Source organism: Ilyomonas limi (genome assembly GCF_005233845.1).
Lineage (GTDB): Bacteria > Bacteroidota > Bacteroidia > Chitinophagales > Chitinophagaceae > Ilyomonas > Ilyomonas limi.
Genome location: NZ_SZQL01000001.1, coordinates 218,827 through 241,689 on the forward strand (window position 1 = coordinate 218,827; position 22,863 = coordinate 241,689).

The following is a 22,863-nucleotide window of genomic DNA, read 5'->3' on the forward strand; positions in this document are numbered from 1 at the left end:
GTTAAATGATTGCAGTTGTAAAATTTATTTGAAAAATATATCTTCTATTATTTTCATTACGTTGGTTTAATAATAAAACCTCAGCACCAACAGTTTCTAATAATTGTTGAACAATAAATAATCCTAAACCCCTACCTTGATTTCTTGGCTTTGCAGTAATAAATGGCTGGAAGATTCTGTCTTCTAAGGTAGGATCAATACCTAATCCATTATCATAAATTCTTAGGAAGGGTTCATCAATTTCTATAGTGACGTTAGGTTTAAAATCATTAAATGATTTTTTCCTCTCTCTTAACCAAAAGTCCGAATTGATAATTATATTGTCAATTACTTGTGTCAATTTTCCCTTACTCATTCTTACTTTGAAATCCTGTTTAATAACTATACTTAATTTAATATCATCTTTAAATCTTTCAATATAGTATGAACCAACTTCATCAAAGTACTCCTTCAAACTAAATTCCTGTTTTGCTTCTCTAACATATCTTAGTGATGGTGCAAGATGACTTAATTGTTTTCTAAAGGATTGAATTGCAGTTTTAACGTATTCAATATATAAGTTTATGGATGAAACACTCACTGTCTCTTTACCTTTTATTCTTTTAATTAATGCATTCGTTTGATCAAGTAATCTGTCAACAATATTTGAAATTTCATGTGATAAAGCTTCGGCGGTAAGTCCTAAACCAGCCAATTCTGCAAATTCACTTAATTGATTTTCCAAATCATCTATCTTAGGTTTGATATAATTAGCATCGTGTTCTAACTTTTTTGCAACTTCTAAGATAGTGTTTACTTGCTCCATTACGCGCTTTGCATCATCAAGCAAAATATCAATATCTTGTAATAATTTTCTTTGTTCTGCATCTTCTACATTTTTGGGCTTTATATCTTTAACTTTAGCTATTACTTCCTTTACAGCAGATGAAATTCGTGAAAGAGAAATACTAACTCTGCTATTTTCATCCTGTAATTTCTTTGCTTTAGCAGCAGTATCTTGAAGTCTATTATAAGAGTCTTTAATGCTGTTAATGTTGCCACTTTGTTGTGCTATAAATGTCTTATAGTCATTGTAGCTCCGTCTTGTTTTTTCCAATAAACCGTTTATTTCAGCAACAACTCTATTCATAAGAAGAAAAAAGTTTTGAGAATATTGTGAATCAACAAAACCTTCCCTATCAGTCTTCTCTTGTAAGCATTTATTTTCTTTAGCAGATATTGCCACAAAGCCCATTGTATTTCTTGGACGTAAAGTATAAAAGGAGCCTCCTGAAGTTTGACCACTTCCTAATTTCAACCAGTCATCACCATCAATACCAAAAGGTTTGACTCCAAATCCATCTCTGTAAACTCTAACGCCAGTCTGATTTTTTACTATTTCTTTATATTGTGAAAAAGAATCAAACGTGCTGCTAAGAGTATCAGATTCGCGTAAGTTAAAATCATCTATCTCTCCACTAAAATCACCGGGATTTGCAAAAATCTCTTTTCCATGTTGATCGGAGATCAGTGCTTTACCTGAAATGTCTTGGATGTCAATACTTTTGCTAAATTCTAAAAGATATCCCTCTTTGCTATGATATTTTACGTTATCAATATAGTGTTTCTTATTCTTAATTTTGTCGGTTAAAAAGTTATAAAAATTTTTACCATCATCTACACTTATCAATTTTTCATAATCTTCTTTGTCTTCAACTTTAGTAGAACCTCCAAAAAGTTTATAATTCTTTATTTGCCCTTTCAATTGTAATTTTAAGTCGTTAAACACAAATTGGAAACGTGATACAGCCTGACTACGTAATGCTTCATTTATTTCGTCAAAATCAATTTTTTCTCCGTTAATTGTAAGAAATACATGAAATGTCCTCTTTTCTTTAAAAGGAAAAATTAACTGAGATAATTGCCCTATGAACCGACTACCGCTCTTGCCTTCCCAGCTATTAGCATCTCTTAGTTCTGTTAAAATGAGTTTTGTTCCTTTTTCTGTATCAATCTTTGGCAACACTTCAGAAAAAATTTCAACTTCAGTTAAGGGAGTTTCTTCTTTGAAATCATTCCAATCAAAAGCAATATGATTGATGTGTGTTTCTTCCTTTTTGCTAGTAAACATTTCTAATCTATGCGCTAACCTTTGTGTACTCAATCTACCTAATCCTTTATCACCTAAAGGCGTTCTTCCAAGTACAGTTGTTTCTCCTTTTGCTTTCATTTCTCTTTTTTTAGATAAAGAAATGATTAACCATCCTTCTGTTATATCTTTAGCAGTCATTCCATCACCTGCATCATCAATTATAATATAACCTATATCTCCCTTATAGCGTGCTTTTTCATCATCTAATGCGTTTTTTGTATCAACATTGATTCTTACCCATTTTGAATCAGCATCGTATGAATTCTTTACTAATTCCATTATAGCAGTTACTTCATCAGTAACAAGTTCTTCACCTAACTGTTTTACAACAGCGGCACTAATATTAAAGTGAGGGAGATTATTCGCCAACTTTTCTAAAAATTAAAATGTCTTCAGTATTCATTAAAGCAGTGTCTCTGTTTTTCTTTCCCATTCGTTTGTTGATAATTTCACGCTTGACTTGTGTCAACAATTTACCGCCTTTGGATTCAATTAATTCAATTATTATTTCATCATTAGGGACTTCAATCTTTGCCACATTTCGGTTCCCAACAGTCCAAATTTGATAACTATTTGGCTTCATTACTCTAAATACATTATCTAATGTTTGATTTAGGTCTATAAAAAAAGTGGCTACTTTCTTTACAGATTTTGAGGATTCCGCTTCAATTTTTTCATATGTTTTTTTAAATGTAGGGCTATATTCAAATAATTTATTTAAACCAGTATCAAAATCCTTCTTAAATACACCTCCTAAAGAACGAGTATCAATCTCAGAAGTTGATTTTAATAATTCAGAAGTTGCTTGGGAATCAATATCACTTAAATCAATCCATTGCAATGGCAAATATGAGTTTTGCCCATAGGTAACTGTTGTTTTGTTGTCACCATAAGGAGGTGATGTAACTAATAAATCATAAAATTCTTTACCTGTGGGGGAGAATATACTTTGTTTCGAGTCCCATAGGCGAATGTCTATATCTGATATATAGGCACGCTTACATACCTTATTTTTTTCTGCCAGAAGCGTAGCATGAGATTCAAAGTCATCTATTGACTTGTCCATATGTAATGCAAAAACCTTAATCGCAGAGAAATTCCTTTTGTCTATATCTTCTTGCTTACGGATATGAAGTTTATATGTGGATGTTCTGTCGTTTGAAGACACTCTAATTGTTTCAGCTAATACAACCCAAAAGAATCTTCTAGCAAATAATGAGCTTTCCTGTCTTATTCCGCGAACGATTTTAGAAAGTTGTATTTGAATATGTTCTTTAAACCATTTATTAATTCCTTTGAAGCTAACATCTATTGCATCACTTTCATCAGCATCTATTCTTAACTCAAGCTCATTCCATTTAGCTTTTAAAGCTGTTGTAAAATAAGGACCTGTCCGCGCTTTGCCAATTAAAACAGCTAAAGGATTAATATCTTGACCATAGCACTTCAAACCCGATTCCATACAGGTAACGAGCGTTGTGGCCGAACCCATGAATGGATCAATCATAGTTTGTATATCAGGTTTAGCCGTAGTTATTATTTCAATAAGTTTTCTTTGCACAGCTGGAATCATACGCGCAGGATATTGAAAAAAGCTGTGGATATACTCTCTTTTATTATAATCAGGACGAGTCCAAATATCCGAATCTTCTTCTGTAGCCTTATTAATGTTGTCTATAATGACTTTATCAATTTCTTCAATAGATAAAATTTTACTACTCTTTGAAGAAAGAACTTCATATGGGTTTTCACTTGCAGAGCCGTAAGCATTCATTTATTAAGTTAATTTTCCAAAAATAGTAACAATATTCTACAATTAAAAGCACACTATGTTAACAGTAAAGAAGCTTTCCTTTCCTTCAGCCCGGTACACGTCAATGTTCTACGAAGTATTATCAAAGCGCACCTCGAAGTAAACGACAAGTGTAGATTTGTAATCTAATTTTTCATCAACTCTTGTTTTAAGCGCAGCGGATATTTACAGCCTTCATGTCCATGCCAGAAACAACCATGCACAAAAATGACTGTCTTGTACTTCGGCAATACAATATCAGGTTTTCCCGGCAGGTCTTTTATATGCAGGCGATAGCGAAAGCCATGTGCATGCAAAAACTTACGCACCAGCATTTCGAGCTTTGTATTCTTGCCTTTAATGCGGCTCATATTATAGCTTCTTACTTCTTTACTATGCACATCTGCCATATACTATAAAATGCAAACAACGTGCAGATATATTAAAATATAATTTTCACCGTCTATACAAATACCCCAACTTCCCAACCCAACTCAGCGAAGTGGAACACTTCGCTGGCTTTTACCCCAAAGTTTATAACTTCCAATAAGGTTATGTGTATTAAAAGCATGCAGCAAACAGCAGTTATAAACTGCATGGTAAGATGCGGCGAAGCTACAAGCCACAAGTGTTCGAAACCTGGGATATTAAGGTTTTCAGCTCGTCATTGCGAACGGAGTGAAGCAATCTGTGAGTTGTAGAAAAATCAAGATGAGCCATCAGGCTTTGATTTACAGCTAAGCATAGACTGCTTCGTAAACCCGCAGTGACGATATTATTCTGCTTTCAAACATAAAATTCATGTTTCGAACACTTATGGTTTTGAAAACTTCGCCGAGTGGTGGGTGTACACTTTATCCTACCACCGCAATACCAGCTTAGCGAAGTGTTCAACTTCCCCAACCACTTTCTTCCAGGTATTAGCGCCAGCGCACCCGAAGTAAAAGATAAAGGCAGTTCTCCCGAACAGTCCATGTATGTACGGGCTATAGCTTATCTTTTCACAATGGAGCAGAAGGGAAAGCATGCTCTTTAAAATATGATTATAGTAGAAAACGAGCGGCCAATCACAACAGTCTTATTATAAGCTCCTGACTACTTTTTTGTTTAACATCAAACAGGTATTTCAAGCTCGGATACGAGGATATAACGGGGGTTGGCAATGGTGTATCCTGTAATTAATACAAAAAATCAGACTACACATCAGAATGCTCTTTTAATACCTGCCTGTAACGGTTCAATACCGCAGATTTGGAGATAAAGCCGATAAAATTATTGCTGTTGTCCACCACCGGCAATACCCAGGTGGAAGTCTCGTCAAATTTGTTTACCACCGAGATCATGTCCTCCTCTGCATGGATTACCTCAACGGGTATTTTCATCAGGTTCAAAACGTTTAACTGACCGCGAAATTCCGGGTTAAACAGGAGCGGTCGCACGTCATCCAGGTAAATGATGCCGGCAAGCTGGGTGTGATCCAATACCGGGATAACGTTCCGCTTGCCGGTCTTGATCACTTCCAAAAGATCGGAATAGGATGATGTTACATGGAGGGTGGCAGTAACCGGTTCGATGAGATCTTTGGTATTCATCACCAGGAAGATATTTTTATCATACGCACGTGTAAATATCTTGCCTTCATCGGCAAGCTTTTTCAGGTCGGGCGATATAGCAGAAAACCACTTGGCAATAAGGAAGGAGATAACGCAAACAATCATTAAAGGGATAAATAAATCGTACCCCGAGCTTGACTCTGCAATAAGGAATATTGCCGTAAGTGGTGCATACAATACCCCGCTCATAACGCCTGCCATGCCCACGATCGTAAGATTGATCACCGGCGCCTGAACGAATCCAGCCTGCGTGCAAATAATGCCGAACAGATAGCCAAGTGTTCCGCCGGCAAACAGGGAAGGTGCAAAATTACCACCATTACCACCTCCGTAAAGGGTTACCGGGGTTGCAAATGCCTTAAAAATGCAGACAAGGGTGAGAAAGAGAATAACGATCCACTCTTTATAGGCTACATACCCCAGGAAGCTGTGTTGTATAATCTGATGTATATCGCCATTAACGATCGATTTGATGCTGGAATAACCCTCGCCAAATAACGGAGGAAAAGCGACGCATAATAAGGAGAGGATGCTACCGCCAATCATCGCCTTTTTTATTTTGGATACCTTCAGCCTGTGAAAGAAGTGTTCCACCTTTTGTGCTACCACAATAAAGTATCTTCCATACAAGCCGCAAATGATGCCCAGCAGCAGGTAATAAGGGAGGTTGTAGTAGTTAAAATCGTGGCGGGCATTGAATTTAAACAACACCTCCTCGTTGAGTATAATACGGGAAAGCAGGCTTCCACAAACCGCAGCTACTACCAGCGGAATAAAGTCGGTAAAAACAACGCCTGTTAAAAGGATCTCAAATGCGAACATTACACCGGCAATAGGAGCATTGAATGCGGCCGCGATACCCGCTGAGGCACCGGAAGCCAGCAAAAGCGTACGATCCTTGTAACTCAGTTTATAGGTTTGTGCGAAATTCGATCCTATGGCAGCGCCGGTTACAGCCATCGGGCTTTCCAACCCTGCAGAGCCGCCCAGGCTAACAGTAACTGCACTTTGAACGATTTGAGAATACATTTTTACCGGCGAAACAAAGCTCGAATTCCGGGCAATCTCATAGAGGATCGCTGCAATACCTTTCCGGTCCTGTCCATGGAAGAAGTAGATAACAATAAGGGTGGTTAATACAATACCTAAGAAGGGAAAAAGAATATAAAAAAGGATCTGATCTTCAAAATGTACTTTGCTGGTGATTATATAATGGATATAATGGACAAGCGACTTTAAAATGATACCGGCGAGCCCTGCCGTACACCCCACCAACACACCAGATAAGATCAAAAACTGGCTATGCGACAGCTTTGTCTTGAGCCATAGAAGAATGAGTTCGTAACTTTTGACTTTTTTTAGTCCGTATTGCCGTGTTTTCCTGACAAGTCTGGTGAATTCGAGGTAGTTCCTGAATAATTTATATTTTTTAAACGGCATCGGGAAAAGATTAATCAATTTGTTTTATTCTCTAATCTGTACTTTTTGCAAAGGTAGCCCAACCCAACGAAGCGTTCCACTTCAAGTATTCTAAACCTGGATTTTAACTGGCAGTTTACAACTTCCAATAAGGTTATGTGTATTAAAAGCATGCAGCAAACAGCAGTTGTAAACTGCATGGTAAGATGCGGCGAAGCTTGTAGCCACAAGTGTTCGAAACCTGGGATATTAAGGTTTTCAGCTTGTCATTGCGAACGGAGTGAAGCAATCTGTGAGTTGTAGAAAAATCAAGATGACCCATCAGGCTTTGATTTACAGCTAAGCATAGACTGCTTCGTAAACCCGCAGTGACGATATTATTCTGCTTTCAAACATAAAATTCATGTTTCGAACACTTATGGTTGAAAGCTTCACCGGGTCGGGGGAATAAAGATGCTGCTTCAAAATGATGATACAACTAATATTTGATTTCTTATCATCAGTACAAGCGCCCGCTAACATACGCTTGCACCGGTGAACGGGACAAGGATTAGAACTATCCACCATTCTCAACCGCCATCACCCTACTGCTCCCTGCTCCAAATCTCGTAAATAGGGTTGCCGGTAGAACTATTGCCGCTGTGATGCCATTGGTTGTTTTTGATCTCGCCCTTAAAAGTGAGCGAGGCGCCTACTCTCGAACTATCACGTGAAAAGAATTCTATAAGCTCTGTGTATCGGCCATTTGTAAACGTGTACGTTCCGCCACCGGTGCCAAAAAATTCCTTTGTCTCCGGGTTGATGGCGGCCCACTGAAAACGGCTGCCTGATAATATTTTCAGTGTTTTTCTTGCTCCACGTTGCATTTGCCTGATGCTGTCTCCTTCTTTACGGCCGGTGATTCGCCAATTGCCGGCCAATGCTGTATTACCTTCATCAATGCTGCTCCAGCTTTGATAACCGGTTTTTTTCCCCGACAGGGTGATGCCGCTACTGTTTCGCTCCAGCCTGTAAGCACGTCGTTCTCCTGCTAACTCAGAAGCACGTGTTGAGAATTCAATGTGCTGAATCACAGAATCGCCGGAAACGGTGTACATACCGCCTTCACTATATTTAAATTCCTTGCTACCCACATTGTACACGGCATGCATGAAGTAGTTATCCTGCATAATCATGGCATGGTCGCCTTCATTGTTCTGCATGGCAAAGGCACCCTGGAGGGAGGTTGCCGGCTGGGATATACCAGCACTAAGCAATACCAGCAACAAAAAGGATAAGATGACAGGCTTTTTCATAATCTATGATTTAAAGTGAAGGAGACAGTGCTTCAGGTAGTAACTTCATTTTGCTATTCAGGAACTAAGTTAAAGAATTCTTTAACGTGGCAAAAGGAAGACATACAGATATGCACTTCAGCAGGTTTCGGATACTATGATCTACAACTTCAGATGTGCCTGATGCTGTCAAAGGCACGCAACAGGCAGCAGTTATAAACTGCTGATAAAGGGAGGAAGCTGCAACCTTTGCCCGGCGGTGTAAAATGATTATCTTGTAGCAGCCCTTTACCAACAAAATCTCCCTTTACTATTAAGTATATACCTGTACTAAGGTATTTTTACCTGCTTTCCTCTACCGGTTGGTGTCTCACCAACCGAAATGATGCTAGTTGATGTATGCTCCGTCCATCAGCCACTTCACCAAACCTATGCGCATCAGTTGATGGAGCACTAATGCTGTTCAGAAGAATTCTGAATGCCAAGCCACCTCATCAAGCATTAGAAATCCATCTCAGCGTAAGTGGGGCGCAGGCTTGGAAGGATGCGCGGAGCGATCATGCCGTCCTTGAACTAGCGAAGTGATTTCATGAATACCATTGAAAAAAACATTAATACGTTCATAACTTTTTTGTTTCTTTTTTCTTTCAATGCCTGTCCCGACAAGTCGGGGAGAAAAAAGAAAAATGGAGATAATATGTATGCAGTCATTTTAGCCCCTTTGCTCATCTAATTACCAGTTAGAAATTCTTCCGAACAGTATTAGTGAGACACCAGGCGACAGAGAATTATCCTCCGGTGTATGGCAGCGGGATTACCACCCTCCGCTGTATAGTTGCTTTGGGCGAAACATGCGTTACTCTTACTACATAGTAAAGCGTAGGTAAAGCCTACCCAAAGCCTGGGATAAGTGTAGTCAAAGCAAAGTCAGGATTTCAGAAATAAACAGACAGTTCGCCCTTATCCACCGCAACAGTAAAAGAGTGCCATACATCAAAAATAGGAGCAGGCGAAGTGTTCAGCACTTCGCCTGCAATAAGTATGTAGTTTACAAACTTCTGAAGAAACAGCCTTACATCCCCGCTACTTCCTTAAAGAATTGTACAATATAAGGTGGAACGGTAAAAGGATAGGAATGACCGCCCTTGTACTGCAGCGATACTACCTGGTTGTTGATAGAAGATGCATATTCTGTTCCTGCGAGCCCGCCCGTACCTTTAGCCCATGGGGTGCCGGTAGAAGAACAAATATTTACTGTCCGGTCTTTATCTACACTCTGCTGCTGGTTGTTAAAACGTACTTTGTTATCCTCTGTACCTGCCACGTGCATTACGGGCAGCGGTTTTTTTCCGTTGATAGTGCCCACCGTTGCTGCTGCCGGAGCCAGCGCCGTTAACTTATCTCCACGGGCTGTCCAAAGCACATCATAAACAAACTCACCGCCATTCGACCAGCCATGCACGAAAACGAGTTGCGCATCGCCGTGGTAAGTATTGTTAACAGTAGCTAACATGGCATCGAAGAACTTAAGGTCCTGATCTGCTATGCCGGTTCTGCCGTTTACTTCGCCCACCGAATGCTGCCAGCCGTTGCCCTTACCTGTCTTATCGCCGGGGCTTGTTGTAGGCAAGCCTTGCGGATACACCACAATAGCTTCGGGCCAGTTTACTTCAAATGCTCTTTCTGCAAAACCAAGGTCGGTTCCACCATGCCCGTGAAAGGCAAACATCACCGGAGCTGCACCGGAGCCGCCGGTAGGCAGATGTACCAATGCCTCCCTGGTAGTGCCTTCAACGGTCCAGGTCATCTTCTGGAGTACGCTTACATACGTAGAATCGCTGCGCGAAACACCTTTAGCATCTGTTGCCGTAAGCACAAATGTGTAAATACCCGAAGTGAGTCCGCTTACGTTGGTAGTGATGCTGGTTGGATCGGCAATGGTAGCAATAGAATTACCGCCGGTCTGCGTCCATTTTATTGTTACCGGACCTTCATTGTCCGATGCGCGTCCCGAAAGGATGGCTGAATTGGCAGGAGCCACTATTCTTTTTACGCCGCCCGCATCTACCTTAGGTGGCATATCCGAGCGTACAGCGGCAGACAAATCATCTGATGCGGTGCTATTAAGAACAGGGTTGGCTAATTGTTCTTTCTGGCAACTTGCCAAAAACAGGGTTGCAATCATTACAGCAAAAAAGAAATACCTGCTTACAGCATTCCCTTTTTTAAAGGGAGCCGTTGTTGATGCAGGTTCTACAACCTGGGGTTCATCGGTAATAGAACACATTAATCCCGGTGCGCTCACCGACAATTCTTTTATTACACGGATTTGTGTTGACATGATATTGGATTTTAAAAAAGTGATAAAAACTATCTTTATTGGATACTGCAAAGTAACAACCGGCTATTGGAACAGGTATTTAAAGGAGAATTAGGTCTTTATTAAATACTTTATTAAAAAATATTTATTTTCCATTATAATTTATTGCCCGCAGAAGGAAGTGTAATGGGGTTGTAGCATGTATTTTAAGGACAATTAGGTCTTTATTAAAGACTGATATAAAAATGGTTTGCCGGATATTGCTCCGGTACGTGCAGGCTGCACCGGGTGGCAGCTATGCAGTATGCTTCTTTTGAGATAGCGCTGTGTGCACCACTCATAAGTTTTAGTCATTATGGGTCTCAAGCTGTGCTGCAATAGCTGTGCGATGAACAACCAATCTATGCAAAAAGCCATTTTAGTGCTATTCCTATAAGTGCAGCCACCAGAATAATAGCCGGCTCTTTTACCTTTTTTGTTTTTAATAAAATAACGATAGTGGCCAATGCTATAATAGCTGTTGGCAGGTCTTTGATGGTACGTACCGCAATGACTATTACCGAGCCGGCTAATGCACCTATTACTGCTGCGGTGATGCCATCTACAAAGGCTTTGATGCTGGGGTGTTTACCATATTTATGAAAGTAGGGAGCAGGTAAAATAGTGAATAAATAACACGGCAAAAAAGTAGCTAAAGCAGCTACCGTTGCACCTGCAAAACCGGCTACCAGATAACCAATAAAACCTACCGTAATCACTACCGGCCCGGGGGTAATCATAGCCACTGCCACTGCATCTATAAACTCATGCTCATTCAGCCAGTGATAATCGGTAACCACGCCGCCATGCAAAAAAGGGACAATAGCCAATCCACTGCCAAATACAAATGCACCTGCTTTGGCAAAAAACAAGGCAATTTTTACAAGCGTATTATTTTCAACATCGCCAAGGCCAAGTCCGGCTATCAGAACAACATTTACAACGGCTGGTTTTTTAAACCACCCCGGCGGCGCCTTTACAAACATGTATAACAGGCCTGCTGCAATAAACAGCAGTATTTCTTCCTGTTGCGTTGCAATGGTAATGGCAGCAGCTAAAAGAAAGAACAGCCACAGCATCCACTTTTCTGCGAATGCCTTAGCTGTAAACTTGCTGATAGACTTCTCGGTAAGTTTATAACTGCTGATGGATATGATACCTACAACGGCGGCACCTACGCCGTAGAAGATAGCTTGCATCCACGGCAAGCCACCAAACAGTTTATACGCAATGCCTATTGCTACAACCATTAAAAAGGAGGGAAGTACAAATGCAAGCCCGCATAGTGTTGCGCCCCATATCCGGTAGTGCACATACCCTATATAAATGCCTAACTGGGCTGCCAGCGGACCGGGCGCAAGCTGTGCCAGTGCTAAGCCATCTTTGTATTCTTCTTCACTTATCCACTTCCTTTCTTCCACCAAATCCCGGTGCATATAGCCTACCAGTGCAACCGGGCCGCCAAAGCCTGCATAGCCCAGTTTTAAAAAATATAATACCAGTTGCTTAAGTGTATAAGCAGGTTTGTATGTTGTAGAAATTGCTTCCATCACAAATATTTAGAGATAGGTTTGTAGTAAGATCAATTTTCTCTGTTATTCATTGCTGCTTCTAAGTGGAGTAAGCTTATATCGGTACTTGCTTTAGCAAGAGGCGTCTCTTGATTGAGCCAGCCTGCCGTTCCACCCAGGAGGTAAAAAGTATTTTTAAACCCTTGATGATAGAGCAATTCTGCAGCCTGCTGAGAGCGCTCTTTACCATGAGTACAGATGCAAACAATAATATCTTCTCTATCAAATACTATAAGGTTATCATTAAGATGCTCTGCCGGAATATTCATAACCCTGGGTATATGCTGCTTTTCATATTCCTCTATAGCACGTATATCAACCATTTTTACACTGGCATTGGTCTGCTGCAACAATTGCACTTCTTGTTTGGTAATAGCTGGCCGCATAAATTATCGGGCTTGAAATGTTTTATAATTAAAATACATTGCTTAGGCATTTACCGCTAAGCTTTCCAAATGTGTTTTTCGTCCTGAACGTATTTTGCCCAACTATATAAAGCATCATACATCTTCATACCGATAGAGAGCATTTCATAATCATCTGTATAGTTGTAAGAAAGTCCTGCCGAAATTGCCCAAAGTCCCGCAGCCTGTGGTGCAAGCTGAAAGCTATCAGTATCGGCACCACGAACAATAGCTGCTATTTGCCGGATAGCCGGATCTGTAAGATTGTGCTTTTTAACAATGTAGTCAAAAGTGCAATAGTCGCCTTCGTGGGTGTATTCTGCGCCGGGAATGTCGTAAGGGATAGCCTGTAATTCATCAGCTTTTATAAATACTTTGTCTTTCGGTACATAAATAAATTGTGCTTCTTTATCTACGAAGTTCTTTATCAGCCAGGGGCAGGCAATTCTGTCTATTTTGGGGCGCTCCCTTGTTATCCATTTCATGTTATACCGTTTAGACGCAAATATTGCTTAACCATACACGTTTAAATAGAATGGAATTAACCTTTTGTATCCTTTTTACTTTTATCCCATTCTTTTTTATAAAGGGAGGGGCTTTTGCCCGTATGCTGTTTGAAAATCCTGGTGAAGTGGCTTTGATCGGAAAAGCCTGTGAGATAGGCAATTTCTGTAAGCGTGTATTTGTTTTGTTGCATCAATTCAATCGCTTTTTCAATGCGTAGCTTTCGGATGTATTCACCAAAAGAAAGATTGTTGAAGTGTTTTGAAAATTCCCTGGATAGATAAGATGGGTTGATATCAAGGCTTTTTGAAATCTGGGTAAGATTGATATTGCTATCTATCTGGTCTTGTATAATCTGTTTTAATTCTTTCACCCAGGCTGGCGTTTTCTTTTGTGCAGATTGCTGTTTGATGAACTTATTATATACATCTATAAAAACGTGATCTACCGGGTTTTGAGTATGCTTTACTTTTTGCAAATACTTTGCCCAGTTATATAAGGCATCGTACAGCATCATCCCTTTTTGTAGTAGCTCGTAATCATCCTGAATATTGTAAGCCAGCCCTGCCGATATAGCCCATAAGCCCGCTGCCTGGCTGGCAATATCGTGCCGGTCGGTATCGGCACCCCTTACAATCAAGGCCATGGTTTGCAGCGCCGGATCTGTTAAGCTATACTTCTCAATGATGTAATCGAAAGTGCATTTATCTTCATGATGAGAAAACTCCACATCGGGAATATCAAACGGAATGGCGCCGATTGCCTGGGCTCGCTCCTTTACCTGCTCAGCCGGAACATACATAAATTCCGCTTCCTTATCCACAAAATGCTTTATCAGCCAGGGGCAGGCAATGCGGTCTATTTTTGGTCGTTCTCTGGTAATCCACTTCATCTTTTAACGGCTTAAAATTTGGTAGTTTTCAACATACAAGCTACAGGAAATATTGGTTGTTATAAAGAAAATATCGGCAGCAATAGAGAAGTTGTACAAAAAGGTAAATAATATACAAAAGGTTATTTATATACAATTTTAAGATAAAGGATTGGTGCACCTTACAAGGTTTCATCCACAATTGTAAAAGCACTAAAAAATTAATCTTTATGAAAAGCGCACCGAGCGTAACCAGGCATGCAGTACTATGCTTATCGTTTATTAGCATTACTGCATTGTATCAAACAACAATTGCACAGGTAAACCAGCAACAAACAAACGCCAATAGTACTATTAAGTGGGTTGATACAACAGCTATAGCAAAGATTACCGGCAGGAAAGGCACTTCCAAAAACGGCGAGTTTAAAATCACTATTCCGCAGAATGATTTGAATGTAATGGTAGATAGCTTTCAAATTATTCCTGCTATGGGTTTAGGCACCTGGGTGGCTTTTTCACCATCAGATGACGGCGTAATGGCAATGGGCGATCTGGTACTTACCGAAACAGACCTCAAGCCCGTGCAACAGGAAGTTATCCGGCAAGGCTTAACCATCACTGCCATTCACAACCATTTCATCCGCAATCATCCCAATATCATGTACATGCACATCGGCGGCTCGGGAAGTACAGAGGCGATGGCTCAAAAGGTAAAAGCCGTATTGGATAAAATAAATGAAGTAAGAGGTAGCGACCCGGCAAAAGGAACAGCATCAAACGGCAGTGTTACCAATACCCTGAATACCCAAAAGCTGGATGATATGTTAGGTAGTAAAGGAGAGATGAGTAAAGGCGTGTATAAATATACCATTGGCCGCCCGGATGTACAACTGATGGAACATGGTATGCCGGTATCAACTTTTTTAGGGTTTAATACCTGGGCTGCTTTTCAGGGCACACCCGACAGGGCGGCAGTAGCCGGCGACTTTACCATGCTGGAAGACGAAGTAGCACCGGTAGTAAAAGCATTGATAGAAAATGGAATAGAAGTAGTGGCATTACACAATCACATGGTGCATGAACAGCCACGCATTTTCTTTCTGCATTATTGGGGTGTTGGCAATGCTGAACAACTGGCTAAAGGGCTCAAAGCGGCATTAAGCCAAACCGGAAAAAAGCAAATGGAGCATGGTACAAAAATGTAAACAGTAGTTACAGGTAATAATACATGTAAATTGCTACTCCTGTAAGGGTAACTTTTTAGATTGTGTTTTTAAACGTATGATGATAAGATATGAACGCTGTTCTTTATAACCCAGGGCTTTAGCCCTGGGTTATATTACAGCAGTTGAGGGAATTAAACAATACACTTTTAACCCTCATCATACAATTGGAAACACTACCGCTTTTTAAAGTCATGTTTATGAAAACAATCCCTTTCTTCATCCTGCTTTACTGCTGCATAAGCTGCAATGGTCAGCCACCTCTTGGCACCGATCACCTGACGCTGGAAAAATCCATTGAAATGCCGGAGGTAAGTGGCAGGATCGACCATTTAACAATTAATCTGAAAGATAATCTGGTGTATGTAGCTGCATTGGGGAGCAACACCGTGGAAGTAGTTGATTTAAACAGGGGTAAAGTAATACACAGCATCAAAGGACTGGATGAGCCCCAAGGTGTTTGCTACCTGCCTGTACAAAACGAACTGGTAGTAGCCAATGGTGGCAATGGCAATTGCATGTTTTATAATGCCGTTACGTATGCCACTATTGCCACGGTGCATTTAGGCAGCGATGCTGATAACGTACGATATGATGCCGGTAATAAAAAGATATATGTTGGTTATGGCAGTGGCGGCATAGCAGTAATTGATGCAGCTACCCATCAGCAAACAGCTAATATACCATTACCTGTCCATCCTGAAAGCCTGCAGATAGATGAAAAGAACAAGCTGTTATTCGTTAATCTTCCGGATAACAACAGCGTTGCAGTTATTGACATGCCAACAGCAAAAGTGATTCACACCTGGAAAATAGACAGCCTGAAGGCAAACTTCCCTATGGCATTGGACACTGCCGGCAACAGCGTTATTATTGGTTATCGCAATCCACCAATGTTGGTAAGTTATAATGCTACAACAGGCAAAGAGCGAAGCCGTACAGCACTGATAGGTGATGTGGATGATGTGTTTTATTATGAACCAAAACAGGAAATTTTTGCAAGTGGTGGCGATGGCGCTATTAATATTTTCAAAAAAGCAAGCAACTCCGGCTTTACAAGAATTGCAAACATACCTACGAGGTCTGGTGCGAGGACTTCTTTGCTTATTCCTTCTTTGCAAAGATTTGTCGTAGCAGAAAGGCCTTCTGGTGGGAAATATGCGGCATTAGCCGTATATAAAATCAATGATTAAACACGCAACTGGGCGTAAGCTGCAAACAACTTTGCTCTTTTATATCCTTTTTATCCGTATGTAAAATCATTCCGGTTCTCCTGAGTGTAATTACCCAAACAAAAGCCGGCTAGAAGTGCAATCATCAGCTAATTATTCCATGCGCTTTTAACCAGCTTATTATTCAACCCAATCCGTTATATCATCACTTTAATAGCGGTAATTCTATATTGGAAGGATAGGTGGCACTGTGGTAAATTTTAATGTCAGCCTTCTTAAAATCTTTCTCGGTTGCCGTGTAAATGTTTACAAACTGCTGCGGATTTCTATCTGCCAGCGGAAACCAGCTACTCTGTATCTGTATCATAATGCGGTGTCCTTTTTGGAACGTATGGGCTAAATCCGCCAGCTTAAAGCTTACTTTCTCTACTTTGCCAGGTGTAAAAGGTGCCGGTTTCTCGAAGCTGTTGCGGAAGCGTCCACGGAATATTTCGCCATGCACCAGCATTTCATAACCTCCCATCGGGTAGCTGCGCGAAAAGGCATCGCCATCGCTACCAGTAGTATGCTCGGGATAAGCAAATACATTTGGAAATACATCAATCACCTTTACTACAAAGTCCGCATCGGTACCCGAAATACTGGTGTATAGGTTAGCAACTACATTGCCTGTTACAGTTACGTCATCGGGTAGTGTATCCGTTTGAAAAACGAGCACATCGGGGCGGCGGGCAGCAAAGCGCTGGTCGTCGGTCATGTACTCACGGGTACGTTCAAAATGCACCGCATCTGTATAAGGCACCGGTTTAGCCGGATCGCTGGTGTATTGGGCATAAGCGCTTTTACCAATAGCTTTATTCCAGCCCAAACGCCCGCTGTCCTGCAGATACAGGTTGGTGCGTTGTGCATTAGCAGGTGGCCACTGGTCATACTGTTTCCACTCATTGCTGCCGCTGAGAAAAATAGTAGCTTCTGCCAGTTTGGAAATATCCCCTTTGCCCAAAAGAAAAAAATTGAAGAATGGAACTTCTATGTTTTGCTGATACCACGTGGAAGTGTTGGCGCCCCACCATACATTACCAAGGTGTGTGCCGTCCTTGCTTGCCCATTGCCCATGATACCAGGGACCCATCACAATCTTATTAAACGGCTTGGCAGGATTGTTTTGTTCTGCGGCTTTGTAGGCATTCCAGGCACCCCAGTTATCTTCTGCATCAAAGTTGCCGCCCACCCACAGCATCGCCGGTTCTAAATGCGCGGTAGCCCTGCGCGCATCGCGTGCCTGCCACCATGCATCGTAGATGGGATGCGCGTATAAGTCTTTCCAAAAATGTATACTATCTCCCATCAGCTTCGCCAAATTGGGCAGTGTACCGGTTTCTAAATAAAATTGGTAATTATCGTGCGTGTAGTAGTCAAACGGCGTAGGGCCAACAGTGGTAGGCTTCGGGCGTGGCTTGCCAAAAGAAGAATAAAATGCAAAAGCATCCATAGCAAAGAAAGCGCCATTGTGATGGAAATCATCGCCAATAAACCAGTTAGTAACGGGTGCCTGCGGACTTACCGCCTTCAGTGCCGGATGGTTGCTCGCGGCCGCCATGGTAGAGTAAAAACCGGGATACGAAATACCGAATACACCCACCTTGCCGTTGTTGCCGGGAATGTTTTTTACCAACCAATCTATGGCATCGTACGTGTCGCTGGATTCATCTGTTTCAGTACCTTTTTTATCGGGGTTAAAAGGACGCACATCCATAAAAGTACCCTCGCTCATCCAGCGGCCACGCACGTCCTGCGTAATCATAATAAAACCTTCTTTCAGGTAAGTCATGGTATAGCTATTCCAATAGGCTTTCCATGCACTGTCACCATACGGTGCGCAGGAGTACGGTGTGCGCGTCATCAATATAGGATGCTTTTCGGTAGTGTCTTTGGGCATATACACTGAGGTAAATAGTTTAACGCCATCGCGCATGGGTATGTACACTTCTTTTTTGGTATAATGTTCCCGCATCCAGGTACTGTCTTCATTTTGTGCGCTTACTGCGAGGATAAAGAATAAAGAGCAAAAGAGTAAAAGTGGTTTCAGCATATTGCTAGCATTATGATTAACAAAAAGGAACGTCTAAAGTACAAAAGGAGCAAGTGGCAATAAAATTATTCTTGCTAATAGCTTACCGCCACTTGCTCCTTTGCATCTTATAGCACATACCGCAAAACAAAGTCTTTACAGTATTCCTTTATCATTTCTCTTACTTTTCTAAACTGTTCTCTAATCTCCGCTTCGGTACCGGTGGCTTTTGCAGGATCAGGAAAATTATGGTGAAATTGTTGTGCTTTTGAAGGGAAATAAGGACAACGTTCTTTGGCATTATCGCATACTGTAATCACATACTCGAAGTCTATATTGCGGTACTCATTTACGTTATTGGAAGTGTGCTGCGAAATATCTATTCCGTCTTCTTTCATCGTGGCAATAGCACGCGGATTTACACCATGTGTTTCTACACCGGCACTATACACTTCGGCTTTGCCGTTTGCAAAATGGCGTAGATATCCTTCTGCTATCTGGCTGCGGCAACTATTGCCGGTGCAGAGCACTAATATCTTCTTCATGTACAAATAATGCTGTTTATTTTATATTCAAAAAGTGAATAAAAGTAGTTATCACAATGGTATAATCTATCTGCAACAATCATCCCCGCAGCAGTCCTTGTTTTCCGCAACCGGTTTTTCGGCATATACAGTAATGCTGAATATACCGGTATTGCCTTCTTTGAATTGTTGTATAGCTCCTTCGCTTAAGTAGTTCTTCAATATCTCATCAGGTATAACTATCGTTTTTTCTTTTTGAACGGTTATGTTGGTGAAGCCATTACCTTTTATCAATTGTAAATAGCTCTCTTTTTGTATAGCGCCTGCCACACAGCCGGCATACATTTCAGCCGCTTCCTGCAAGGCATTTGGCAACGCTCCTCTCAGCACCACATCCGAAATACTGAAGTGTCCACCGGGCTTTAATACCCTGTATATTTCTTTAAAAACAGCATCTTTGTCGGGCACGAGGTTCAATACGCAATTGCTTACTACTACATCAGCTACGTTAGCAGTTACAGGTAGCCTTTGTATATCGCCTTCTCTGAACTCTACATTATTATAACCTCTTTTCTCTGCGTTGGCCCTCGCTTTTTCAATCATGGCAGGTGTAAAATCAACGCCAATAATTTTGCCTTCAGCACCAGCTTCTGCGCGGGCAATAAAGCAATCATTGCCGGCACCGCTACCCAAGTCTATTACCGTATCTCCGTTTTTTATTTGGGCAAATTGTGTAGGCAATCCACAACCTAAACCTAAGTCTGCGTCGGGGTTGTAGCCCTTTAATTCAGTATAATCATCATTCATAATGCTATGCACTTCGGTGCTGCAGCAGCCCGAGCCGCAACACGAAGCGGCATTGGTTTCTTTGCTTTGTAAAGCAATGGCTGCATACTTTTGTTTTACCAGTTCTTTTAATTGTTCTTCTGTTTGCATAATAGTTGTTTTATGTGTTAATACTATTCTTCGTTTTTCCTTCTATATTTCAGAATACTATCGTAATATTACGATAGTATTATTCAAAAAAAATCAGCAGCAATTACTGCTGTTTGTTTTATTATAACTTTCAAATAAGTCATTTAACGCTGTCTGTGCCTTTTTCCATTGCTTTTCATCAATGCAATAGCACACTCTGGCACCTTCTATTTCGCCTTTTATCAGTCCTGCTGCTTTCAGTTCTTTTAAGTGCTGTGAAATGGTGCTTTGCGATAAGGGCAGTTCCTCTACAATATCGCCGCAAATGCAAGCCTGCCGCTTGGTCAGCAGTTTTAGTATGGCAATACGCGCCGGGTGCGATAAAGCCTTTGCATATTTGGCAATACTGTTGTCTTTTATTGAAAATTCGGTTGATTTAGCTGCTCCCATATTCTCTATTCTTATCGCAATATTACGATAGAATTTGAAAATAGCAAATTAAATATGTATGTTCTTAATGCCAATGAATCAACACAGCTACACTGCATTCATTCAGTTTATTAATTAAATGGTACGATAATTTGTATATATCCATTATGCAATCTTTGTCAATACAAAAAACTATACGGGCATTACTGCTGTTGGGTCTGCTTGTTGCTTTAGCAGTTCTTGCCAAGCCTTTCTTAGTGCCGCTCCTGTTTGCGGTTGTGGTAGCTATGCTGCTGCTGCCTGTAACCGTGTGGCTTCAAAAGAAACGGCTGCCCCAATGGCTGGCGGTTTTACTTTCCGTCTTAGTGTTCCTGTCAGCTATCGGGATTATTATTTATGTGCTATCGTGGCAGGTATCCAACCTGGTAGAAGAATCGGGTAATATAGAACAACAGGCTACTAAAAAAGTCAATGAGTTCCAGCATTACATACAGCAAACATTTGGCGTACCGGTTAAGGAGCAAAGCAAAATTGCCAGCGGACAAAGTGGTACTTCATCGGGCAGTTATATTGCTGATGGAGTAGCCAAACTGTTAGCCGGCATAGGTGGTTTTATTACCGATTTTATCCTGTTTATCGTATATACATTCCTGCTTATTTACTATCGCGGGCACCTTAAAGAATTTATGCTTCGCATGTTTTTTTCTAAGAGCCGTTTTAAGGCAGATAAAGTAATAGACGATTGCCGGCTGGTGGCGCAACAGTATATTACCGGGCTGGCATTGATGATTCTTTCCCTTTGCATCATGTACGGCATTGGCTTTAGTATAGTTGGTGTAAAAAATGCAATACTCTTTGCTACATTGGCGGCTGTGCTGGAAACAGTGCCTTTTGTAGGTAATATCACCGGCACTTTATTAGCTATACTTATGACTATTGTGCAAGGCGGCAGCAACACAATGATAGTAGGCGTTATTATTACGTATGCAGCTGTTCAATTTATTCAAACCTATTTATTGGAGCCATTAGTAGTAGGCAAAAAAGTAGATATTAACCCGCTGATAACGATAGCGGGACTTGTATTGGCCGAGCTTATTTGGGGAATACCTGGTATGGTGCTGGCAATACCGCTGATGGGTATTGCCAAAATTATTTTTGATAATGTAGAACCGTTGCAGCCACTGGGATTTTTGATGGGAAAAGTGGAAAAATAAAGCAATAATATGCTGCTTAAAGGATATAGAAGAGCATTAAGCGGCTGTTTAAAAATGATTATTTGGCTCACAAAGTCACGAAGAACACAGAGACTATAATAAGGAATAAAATAGTACTTTGTGCCACTTCTTTTCTTCATGACTTTGTGGTTGCATATACTTAGCGATATATGCAACTGTTAATAGAAAAAGCGGCCACCAGACTTTAACTCAAACGTACATCAAACAAAAGTTTACTCCTCTTCTTCACCAGTATTCTTTAGTTTCATTAAAGCAGAATAAGCATTCTTTTTAATAATGGTTTTATTTATCAAACTATTATTGTCACTGCTAAGTGCAACAAAACCACCACCGCTCACTATTGTTTGCACAGGCGTCATTTCAAACTGTCCCGAATCTTTTTCAACAAACACATATTCTTCACTTCCCGAGCGTACAATGGCATCTTCGGGCACGACAATGCTATTGGTGTTTGAAACCTGTACCTGTGCATTCATAAACATGCCGGGCAGCAATGGTGGCTCTGCGCCAATGAAGTGGCAATGCACTGTTGCACTGCGGTTACTATCCAGTGTTTTGCCTACCAGTATTATTTCTGCAGGATACATTTTAGTGGTATCGGAGGTTAAGTAAGCCTGCACTTTTTGCCCGGAATGAATATGGGGCAAATCTTTCTGGAATATTGTTAATGCCAGATGCAGATCGCTTGTATTCACCAGTTCAAACAACACATCAGATGGATTGACGTATTTGCCCACATTCACATTTACCGATGATACATAACCGCTGATAGGCGAAGGAATGGCAACCGTACTACTAATGTTGGCATCAGTTAAACCATCGGGTTGTATGCCAATAAGCAGCAACTTTTGACGCAGCGCACTTACCAATACTTTTTGCGATTCATAATCGCTTATCGTTTGCTCATATACTTTATCGCTGGTGGCTTTGGTAGTGTTTAATAATTTCTGTCGCTCTGCTTCTTTCTGTAAAAACGAGAGCTTTGTTTTTGCCATTAAATAATCTTCCTGCATCTGCACAAACGAAGGGTCTTGCATTACTGCAAGCGTTTGTCCTTTGCGGATGTGCATGCCGGGCAACAATTCGGTACTTTTTACATAACCACCCAAAGGAAAGCTAACGGTGACCATGCCTTCTGGCGGCACATCAATCAGTCCGTTTACTTTCAGTTGCAAAGGCATGCTGCGCATTTCGGGCTTTCCGGTTTCAATACCTGCGTTTTTCAGTTGTGCATTGGTAAGCATTACGATGTTGGAGGCAGTATCCTGCTGTGTAGTTGTTGTATTGGTTTCTGCCTGTTTTTGCGAGCAGGAAAACAGAAAAATGCAACAGGTAAATATTAATATCTTATTCATT

At 40.9% G+C, this 22,863-nt stretch carries 19 protein-coding genes; 4 read left to right on the forward strand and 15 right to left on the reverse strand.

From position 1 onward, the window contains the following. Position 1 precedes the first annotated feature (1 nt). The 3 genes from FC093_RS00915 to FC093_RS00925 form a co-directional block, all read right to left on the reverse strand. Positions 2 to 2,500 carry a sensor histidine kinase gene (locus tag FC093_RS00915; RefSeq protein ID WP_137259856.1) on the reverse strand — a complete coding sequence of 833 codons (2,499 nt, stop codon included), beginning with the start codon at positions 2,498 to 2,500 and terminating at the stop codon, positions 2 to 4. Beyond that, positions 2,490 to 3,905 carry a DNA methyltransferase gene (locus FC093_RS00920; RefSeq protein WP_137259857.1) on the reverse strand — a complete coding sequence of 472 codons (1,416 nt, stop codon included), beginning with the start codon at positions 3,903 to 3,905 and terminating at the stop codon, positions 2,490 to 2,492. Before FC093_RS00920 ends, FC093_RS00915 begins: the two co-directional genes overlap by 11 nt. Positions 3,906 to 4,069: 164 nt before the next feature. Next, on the reverse strand, positions 4,070 to 4,333 hold the full coding sequence (locus FC093_RS00925) for a very short patch repair endonuclease (protein WP_137259858.1): 264 nt from the start codon (positions 4,331 to 4,333) through the stop codon (positions 4,070 to 4,072). 428 nt (positions 4,334 to 4,761) lie between these two features. Between FC093_RS00925 and FC093_RS00930 the strand changes: the two genes are divergently transcribed. After that, the gene (locus FC093_RS00930) at positions 4,762 to 4,959 is read left to right on the forward strand and encodes a hypothetical protein (protein ID WP_170970950.1); all 198 of its coding nucleotides are present in this window, start codon (positions 4,762 to 4,764) and stop codon (positions 4,957 to 4,959) included. A gap of 160 nt (positions 4,960 to 5,119) precedes the next feature. Here the strand turns inward: FC093_RS00930 and FC093_RS00935 are convergent, their stop codons facing one another. The 7 genes from FC093_RS00935 to FC093_RS00965 all read right to left on the reverse strand — a co-directional run bounded on the left by FC093_RS00935 (position 5,120) and on the right by FC093_RS00965 (position 13,959). Next, positions 5,120 to 6,976: a chloride channel protein gene (locus FC093_RS00935; RefSeq protein WP_137259860.1), complete on the reverse strand. Its 1,857-nt coding sequence runs from the start codon at positions 6,974 to 6,976 to the stop codon at positions 5,120 to 5,122. A 563-nt stretch (positions 6,977 to 7,539) separates the two neighbouring features. Continuing rightward, a complete protein-coding gene (locus FC093_RS00940; protein WP_137259861.1) occupies positions 7,540 to 8,250 on the reverse strand; it encodes a membrane or secreted protein in 711 nt (236 codons plus the stop codon). Positions 8,251 to 9,301: 1,051 nt separating this feature from the next. Next, the gene (locus FC093_RS00945) at positions 9,302 to 10,570 is read right to left on the reverse strand and encodes an alpha/beta hydrolase family esterase (RefSeq protein ID WP_137259862.1); all 1,269 of its coding nucleotides are present in this window, start codon (positions 10,568 to 10,570) and stop codon (positions 9,302 to 9,304) included. A gap of 380 nt (positions 10,571 to 10,950) precedes the next feature. Then, positions 10,951 to 12,138: a chromate transporter gene (locus FC093_RS00950; RefSeq protein ID WP_137259863.1), complete on the reverse strand. Its 1,188-nt coding sequence runs from the start codon at positions 12,136 to 12,138 to the stop codon at positions 10,951 to 10,953. 32 nt (positions 12,139 to 12,170) lie between these two features. Beyond that, positions 12,171 to 12,512, reverse strand: a complete 342-nt coding sequence (locus FC093_RS00955; RefSeq protein ID WP_170970951.1) for a rhodanese-like domain-containing protein — start codon at positions 12,510 to 12,512, stop codon at positions 12,171 to 12,173. 89 nt (positions 12,513 to 12,601) lie between these two features. Continuing rightward, on the reverse strand, positions 12,602 to 13,048 hold the full coding sequence (locus FC093_RS00960; RefSeq protein WP_137259865.1) for a chromate resistance protein ChrB domain-containing protein: 447 nt from the start codon (positions 13,046 to 13,048) through the stop codon (positions 12,602 to 12,604). A gap of 56 nt (positions 13,049 to 13,104) precedes the next feature. Then, positions 13,105 to 13,959 (reverse strand): chromate resistance protein ChrB domain-containing protein, encoded by an 855-nt coding sequence (locus FC093_RS00965; RefSeq protein WP_137259866.1) that lies wholly within the window; start codon positions 13,957 to 13,959, stop codon positions 13,105 to 13,107. 209 nt (positions 13,960 to 14,168) lie between these two features. Here FC093_RS00965 and FC093_RS00970 point away from each other — a divergent pair, with 209 nt between their 5' ends. Both FC093_RS00970 and FC093_RS00975 read left to right on the forward strand, forming a co-directional pair. Next, on the forward strand, positions 14,169 to 15,143 hold the full coding sequence (locus tag FC093_RS00970; RefSeq protein WP_137259867.1) for a DUF1259 domain-containing protein: 975 nt from the start codon (positions 14,169 to 14,171) through the stop codon (positions 15,141 to 15,143). Positions 15,144 to 15,361: 218 nt separating this feature from the next. Continuing rightward, the gene (locus tag FC093_RS00975; RefSeq protein ID WP_240743141.1) at positions 15,362 to 16,354 is read left to right on the forward strand and encodes a YncE family protein; all 993 of its coding nucleotides are present in this window, start codon (positions 15,362 to 15,364) and stop codon (positions 16,352 to 16,354) included. A gap of 184 nt (positions 16,355 to 16,538) precedes the next feature. On the opposite strand, the gene FC093_RS00980 is transcribed toward FC093_RS00975, so the two are convergent. The 4 genes from FC093_RS00980 to FC093_RS00995 form a co-directional block, all read right to left on the reverse strand. Further along, complete coding sequence (locus tag FC093_RS00980) at positions 16,539 to 18,425, reverse strand: CocE/NonD family hydrolase (protein WP_137259868.1); 1,887 nt, start codon at positions 18,423 to 18,425, stop codon at positions 16,539 to 16,541. Between the two features lie 107 nt (positions 18,426 to 18,532). After that, the gene (locus FC093_RS00985; protein ID WP_137259869.1) at positions 18,533 to 18,949 is read right to left on the reverse strand and encodes an arsenate reductase ArsC; all 417 of its coding nucleotides are present in this window, start codon (positions 18,947 to 18,949) and stop codon (positions 18,533 to 18,535) included. Positions 18,950 to 19,015: 66 nt separating this feature from the next. Beyond that, positions 19,016 to 19,864, reverse strand: coding sequence for an arsenite methyltransferase (locus FC093_RS00990; protein ID WP_137259870.1), 849 nt, complete (start codon positions 19,862 to 19,864; stop codon positions 19,016 to 19,018). A gap of 93 nt (positions 19,865 to 19,957) precedes the next feature. Continuing rightward, positions 19,958 to 20,293 carry an ArsR/SmtB family transcription factor gene (locus tag FC093_RS00995; protein WP_137259871.1) on the reverse strand — a complete coding sequence of 112 codons (336 nt, stop codon included), beginning with the start codon at positions 20,291 to 20,293 and terminating at the stop codon, positions 19,958 to 19,960. A gap of 146 nt (positions 20,294 to 20,439) precedes the next feature. On the opposite strand from FC093_RS00995, the gene FC093_RS01000 reads away from it, so the two are divergent. Continuing rightward, the gene (locus FC093_RS01000; protein ID WP_137259872.1) at positions 20,440 to 21,486 is read left to right on the forward strand and encodes an AI-2E family transporter; all 1,047 of its coding nucleotides are present in this window, start codon (positions 20,440 to 20,442) and stop codon (positions 21,484 to 21,486) included. 233 nt (positions 21,487 to 21,719) lie between these two features. Here FC093_RS01000 and FC093_RS01005 read toward each other — a convergent pair whose 3' ends face one another. Continuing rightward, on the reverse strand, positions 21,720 to 22,862 hold the full coding sequence (locus tag FC093_RS01005; RefSeq protein ID WP_137259873.1) for an efflux RND transporter periplasmic adaptor subunit: 1,143 nt from the start codon (positions 22,860 to 22,862) through the stop codon (positions 21,720 to 21,722). Between the last annotated feature and the right edge of the window lies 1 nt (position 22,863).